Source organism: Calidithermus chliarophilus DSM 9957, from assembly GCF_000430045.1.
Taxonomy (GTDB): Bacteria; Deinococcota; Deinococci; order Deinococcales; family Thermaceae; genus Calidithermus; species Calidithermus chliarophilus.
In genome coordinates, this window is sequence record NZ_KE387025.1 from 230,537 (window position 1) to 236,219 (window position 5,683).

7 protein-coding genes and 1 pseudogene are annotated in these 5,683 nt (G+C 72.0%); 4 read left to right on the forward strand and 4 right to left on the reverse strand.

The features are described 5' to 3' along the window. Both MEICH_RS25565 and trxA read left to right on the forward strand, forming a co-directional pair. Window positions 1–900, forward strand: a 900-nt coding sequence (locus MEICH_RS25565) for a type II secretion system protein GspD (RefSeq protein ID WP_051304272.1), incomplete at its 5' end; no start/stop codon positions are given. Window positions 901–1,320: 420 nt separating this feature from the next. After that, on the forward strand, window positions 1,321–1,740 hold the full coding sequence (gene trxA, locus MEICH_RS0116070; protein ID WP_245587692.1) for a thioredoxin: 420 nt from the start codon (window positions 1,321–1,323) through the stop codon (window positions 1,738–1,740). A 56-nt stretch (window positions 1,741–1,796) separates the two neighbouring features. Here trxA and MEICH_RS0116075 read toward each other — a convergent pair whose 3' ends face one another. After that, entirely contained in the window at window positions 1,797–2,687 is an 891-nt protein-coding gene (locus tag MEICH_RS0116075) for an SDR family oxidoreductase (RefSeq protein ID WP_218916426.1), read from the reverse strand. Further along, a complete protein-coding gene (locus MEICH_RS0116080) occupies window positions 2,684–3,382 on the reverse strand; it encodes an NADPH-dependent F420 reductase (protein ID WP_027893448.1) in 699 nt (232 codons plus the stop codon). Before MEICH_RS0116080 ends, MEICH_RS0116075 begins: the two co-directional genes overlap by 4 nt. 93 nt (window positions 3,383–3,475) lie before the next feature. On the opposite strand from MEICH_RS0116080, the gene MEICH_RS25570 reads away from it, so the two are divergent. Further along, entirely contained in the window at window positions 3,476–4,054 is a 579-nt protein-coding gene (locus tag MEICH_RS25570; RefSeq protein WP_036219488.1) for a TetR/AcrR family transcriptional regulator, read from the forward strand. A 28-nt stretch (window positions 4,055–4,082) separates the two neighbouring features. On the opposite strand, the gene MEICH_RS0116090 is transcribed toward MEICH_RS25570, so the two are convergent. Next, entirely contained in the window at window positions 4,083–4,550 is a 468-nt protein-coding gene (locus tag MEICH_RS0116090) for a putative immunity protein (RefSeq protein WP_027893449.1), read from the reverse strand. A 163-nt stretch (window positions 4,551–4,713) separates the two neighbouring features. Here MEICH_RS0116090 and MEICH_RS0116095 point away from each other — a divergent pair, with 163 nt between their 5' ends. Further along, window positions 4,714–5,499, forward strand: coding sequence for an IclR family transcriptional regulator (locus tag MEICH_RS0116095; protein WP_027893450.1), 786 nt, complete (start codon window positions 4,714–4,716; stop codon window positions 5,497–5,499). Window positions 5,500–5,524: 25 nt separating this feature from the next. On the opposite strand, the pseudogene MEICH_RS30250 reads toward MEICH_RS0116095, so the two are convergent. Next, a pseudogene (locus MEICH_RS30250) lies at window positions 5,525–5,683 on the reverse strand (IS701 family transposase); the annotation flags it as partial.

Here is a 5,683-nt window from a genome sequence, read left to right on the forward strand (position 1 = left end):
CCCGACGGCCCGCCCCAGCCCCAGCCCCAGCCCGACGAGCGGCTGCCCCAGCTCTACCGGCTGAGCTACGCCGACCCCGCCACCGTGGCCGCGCAGCTCTCCCAGCTCTACGGCAGCGTCCGGGTGGTGGTGGACGAGCGGCAGCGGGCGCTGCTGGTGCTCGTGAACCCCGCCGACCGGGCCCTCATCGACCAGGTGGTCCGCATGCTGGACGCGCCGCGGCCGCAGGTGGCCTTCGAGGCCGAGGTGATCGAGATCAACCGCAGCCTCAGCCAGGCCCTGGGCATCGACTACGACCTCAGCCTCTTCCGCTTCGGCGTCAAGGAGACCAACATCCCCAACCCCACCGGGGGCAACCCCGTCCGCTTCGGGGTCTTCGGCCGCGACGTCAGCCTGCCCATCGGCTTCAGCGCCACCCTCAACCTGCTGCAGTCCAGCGGGGCGGGGCGGGTCCTCGCCAAGCCCCGGGTGGTGACCACCGACGGCGTCGAGGCCCGCATCAACGCCACCCAGAACCTGGCGGTCATCGTCACCAACAACAACGTGCAGGCCGTGCAGAACCTCTCCACCGGCATCACGCTGCGCATGCTGCCCAAGGTGGCCCCCGACGGCTCCATCGAGGTGCAGGTCAGCATCTCGGTCTCCGCCCCCACCTCCCAGACCCAGAACTCCTTCTCCTTCTCCACCCGCGACGCCACCACCACCGTGCGGGTGGGCTCCGGCGAGGCCATCGTGATCGGGGGGCTGCTGGAGAACCGCCGCACCGAGAGCGTGGAGAAGGTGCCCGGCCTGGGCGACATCCCGGTGCTGGGGGAGCTGTTCAAGACCACCTCCACCACCACCGCCGAGACCGACCTGGTCATCGTCATCACCCCGCGCCTCCTCACCCCGCTGCGGTAGGGGAGGGCTAGGGCAAAGGCAGAAAGGCGTGAGCGCCCTCCTTCAGACCCTGGATGGGCGCCTGCTCCCCGCTCTGCTGCCTGAGCAACTATTCCCTCGCAATTCCCCGGCGCTACCGCTGAGGGCCTCGAGCGTCCCCGGCCGGCGGAGCCCGGCCTGTCCCGGTCGAGCCCGGTCGGTTGACGGGAGCCGCCCGGCGTGCTACTGCTGAAAACCGGGAGCCACTGCCTGGCGGGGGTGGCGGGCCGTTCTCGCCTCACGGCGCCCCGGCACCGCCCGCGAGGGGCACGGAGGTAAGACCATGCACGAGATCACCGGCACGACGGCGGCGCCCCCGGTGTTGTGGGGGGAGCCGAGGCCCCAGGTTCGCGCTGTGCCTCGCCCGCGTGGGCTCGAGGCCCGGAGGACGCGGTGAGCGGCGTGGTGGCCTGCCCCTCCTGCGGGGCCAAGAACCGCCTGGGCGCCCCGCCCGCGGGGCAGGTGCCCGTGTGCGGGGCCTGCAAGAAGCCCCTACCCTGGCTGGTCGAGGCGGGCGAGGGGGGCCTGACGGGCGAGCTGCGGGCCGGGGTGCCGGTGCTGGTGGACTTCTGGGCCACGTGGTGCGCCCCCTGCCGGGTGGTGGCCCCGGTGCTGGAGGAGCTCTCGAGGGAGCTGGCGGGGAGGCTGAAGGTGGTCAAGCTCGACGTCGACCGCCACCCGCTGCCGGCCAGCGCCTACGGGGTGCAGAGCGTCCCCACCCTCATCCTCTTCAAGGACGGCCAGCCGGCCGAGCGCATCGTGGGGGCCATGCCCAAGGCCGCCCTCCTGGCCCGGCTGGCCCCCCACCTGAGGAAGGACTAAGGGCCGGGCCGCCGCGGGCGCCGTGCGGGGTGCGCCGGCCCGGGTACGCCCCGGCTTCAGGCCCTGCTGAGCGGCCGCAGGCCGGTGAGCTCCTCGCTGACCCGCCACAGCCGCTCCTGCACGGCTTCGTCGTAGGAGAGCGGGTTGGAGCGGACGGCCTTCCTGTCGGCGAAGTATTTCCCGCTCACCCCCTCGACCTCGGGCGAGGAGGCCAGGTAGACCGGGGTCTCGGCCCCCTTCTCCGGGGAGCGCATGAACGGGTCGATGAGGGGGAACATCACGCGCCAGAGCCAGGGGGTGTCCACCCGCCCGAAATTGGTGCGCACCACCCCAGGGTGGAGCACGTTGGCGCTCACGCCCGTGCCCTCCAGCCGGCGCGCCAGGGCGTAAGTGAACAGCACGTTCGCTAGCTTGGACCGGTTGTAGGCGGCCTGCGGGTTGTAGCGCTTCTCGCCCTGGAGGTCGTCGAAGTCGAGCTTCGCCATGCCCTGCGCCCCCGAGCTGACGTTGACGACGCGGGCGGGGGCGCTGGCCTTGAGCACGTCGAGCAGCAGGTTGGTGAGCAGGAAGTAGGCCAGGTGGTTGAAGGCGAAGGTGTACTCGAGCCCGTCCGCCGTGGTCCTGCGGGCGGTGAAGATGCCCCCCGCGTTGTTGACCAGCACGTGCAGGCGGTCGTGCCGGCGCTTGAACTCGGCGGCCAGCCGGCGGACGTCGGCCTGTGCGGAGAGGTCGGCGACGAGCAGCTCGAGGTTCTCGTTGCCGGTCTTGGCGCCGATCTCCTCGAGCGCGGCCCGGCCCCTGGCCCGGTCGCGGGCCACCAGCACCACCGTGGCCCCCATCCGGGCGAGCTCGAGGGCGGTCTGCTTGCCGATGCCGGAGGTGGCCCCGGTGACGAGGACGGTCTTCGCGCCCATCGGCCCGCCCTCGCCGGGGTTCCGCCGCTTCACTGCCCCGCCGCCTGGCGCACGACCTTGAAGTTGAACACCGGGGTCTGCAGCGCGCCCCACAGCCGCACCCAGATCGGCAGGAGCATCTCGGTGCCCCGGGCGGTGGTGATGTCGCCCAGGTCGATGACGTCCTCCCAGCCGAACCAGTCCCGGAGGTAGCCGGCCACGGTGGCCTTGGCCTGCGCGTCGTCGCCGCTGACGAACAGGGTGTGGTCGCCCCCGGCGAGCTGCCGGGGGTTCACCATCAGGTAGGCGTTGACGGTGTTGAGGGTCTTGACCACCTTCGAGCCGGGGAAGCGGCGCTGGATCTGCTCGCCCAGGGAGTCGGTGTTGGCGACGAAGAGGGTGGGGGGCATCCCCCGGGAGAAGTCGAGCGGGTTGGAGACGTCGATGAGGATCTTGCCGTCGAGGTTGGCCTCGCCGGCGGCCTCGAGCGCCGGCAGCGCCCCGAAGCCGCTGGTGGCGTTGACGACCACCTCGCCGAAGGCCGCGGCCTCGGCGAAGGTGCCCAGCCCCACCTGGGGGTTCTGGCGGTGCCACTCGGCCAGGGTGAGCTGGGCGCCGGTGGCCTTCTGCTCGCGGGCGAGGGCCTGCTGCACGTCGCGGGTGCCCATCATGACCGCGTGACCTTTAGCCGCGAGGGCCGAGGCGAGAACCTGGCCGACCACTCCGGTGCCGAGAACTGCGATGTTCATGGGAGACTCCTTCATGGGTAGACCCTTCTGTCTATTAGGGTTGCTTGGCATACTACAGACAGGTCTGTATACTTGTCAACGGGTCCAGCGTCCATGAGCCGAACCGCCCGCGAAACCTCCCCCGCCCGAGAGCAGATCCTCCAGACCGCCGCGCAGCTCTTCTACCGCGAGGGCTTCCGCGCGGTGGGCGTCGACCGCATCATCGCCGAGTCGGGCGTGGCCAAGATGACCCTCTACAAGCACTTCCCCTCCAAGGACGACCTGATCGTGGCCTACCTCGAGCGCGCGAACGAGGGCTTCTGGGGCCACTACGCCGAACGGGTCGAGCCGCTGCCCACGGCGCGGGAGAAGCTCGAGGCCCTCTTCGACTGGGTGGCGGAGCGGGCGGTGAGCCCGGCCTGCTTGGGCTGCACCTTCTCGGTCAACGCCGCGGAGTTCCCCGACCCCCACAGCCCCGGCCACCAGGTTGCCCTGCGGCACAAGCGGGCGGTGCTGGAGAAGCTCGAGGAGCTCGCCGCGCAGGCCGGGGCCCGCGACCCGCGGGCCCTCGCCGAGTCCTTGCTGCTGCTGATGGACGGGGCCTGGAACGCCGCGCGGGTGTTCGGGCCGGGGAGCCACGCGGGCCGGGCGGGGGAGGCCGCGCGGGCCCTGATCCGCGCGCACTGCGGCTGAGGGCCGCCGGGGCGCCCGTGGGCCCGGCCTAGACCCGGGAGAACCGCTCGTCCTGGCGGGCCGACAGCACGAGCTCCCGCACCTCCGGCGGCAGCCGCCCGTCCTGCCAGGCCCGCTCGGCCTCGACGGAACGGCCCGCGGCCTTCACGGCCTTCAGCGCGTAGTGGGCCGCGCCGAGCGCGTGGTCGGCGGCGTGGGCCGTCGCCGCGGCGTGGCCTACGGCGCGCGCCACCGCGGTGGCGACCGGGCTCGAGGCCGCCCGGGCCGCCGCGTGGGCCTCGAGCGCGGCTTCGCGGGCTTTCCCCGCCCGCACCTCCCCGCGCTCCCAGGCCCCGGCCGTGTCGAGGGCGGCGGTAAGGCGCCCGGCCGGTCCGGCGCCCTCGAGGAGGGGGAGCACGTGCTCGGCGCAGTCGTGCGCCCAGCGCATCAGCAGGCGGTGGTGCTCTAGGCTCAGCGGCCCGCCGCGGTGGGCCGCGACGAACCGTCGGTCTCGCACGGGGCTCCTCCTTCCCAGGGCGCGGGGCCCGCTTCATTATCGCGCCTTTCGCCCGGCCCGCGCTCCGGATGGCGTAGGCGAGCCGCTTCAGGCCCTTGCCTTGACAAACCGGCCGCCTCGGCTTACTCTACCTGCATAGTTTCATATTGTGAAAAGGTCTTACATGGCGAGCCAACCCCAGAGTCAGTACGTGATGAACTCTTCCTACCGCACCCTCCAGGTGCTGCTCGCGTTCGCCGCTCCGCCCCACCGCTTCACCCTCACCGAGGTCACGCAGCGCATGGGGCTGGAGAAGAACCAGGTCTACCGCTCCCTGAAGACGCTCGAGGAGGCCGGCTTCCTGCGCATGGACGTCGACGGGCGCTTCACGCTCACCCCGGTGCTGGGGGTGCTGGGCGCCGCCGCGGCGGAGAACCAGCCCGCCTCGCTGGTGGACGTGGCGGCCCCCTTCATGGACCGGCTGGCCGCCGAGACCAAGGAGTCGGTGAACCTCTTCGTGCTGGTGGGCGACTCCGCGGTCTGCGTCGACCGGCGCGACAGCACCCAGCGGGTGCGGGTGGCCTCGGTGCTGGGCCAGGCGGTGCCCTTGCACGCCGGGGCGGTCCCCAAGGCCATCCTGGCCCACCTGCCCGAGGCCGAGCAGGAGCGCGTGCTCGGCCGCCTGGCCAGCTACCCCCGCTTCACCGAGCGCACCGTGGCGGAGCCCGTGCGGCTGCGCGAGGAGCTGGCCCAGATCCGGCGGCAGGGCTTCTCGGTCAGCGACGGCGACTACGACCTCGCCGCGCGGGGCGTCGGGGCGGCGATCTTCGACCAGAGCGGCAAGGTGGTCGGCGGGATCAGCGTCGGGGGGCCCGCGTTCCGCGTGGACGAGGCCGCCCTCGCCCGCTTCAGTGAGCTCATTGTCCAGGTGGCCCGGGCCGTCTCGAGGCAGCTCGGCTACGCCGGATAGAGGAGGAGGCTTTTACGATTAGGACTTACGCAGTTGGCTGAAGGATGTGGAGGGGATGGGCGAGATAACTTCGTATTGCCTCGCGAACAATGGACGCCTTGGCCTCGTACCAGCTCACCCCCCTGCGCAGCCGGTAGACCTCCAGCCGGAGGAAGGCCCGCAAAGCCAGGAGGAGGTGCCGCAG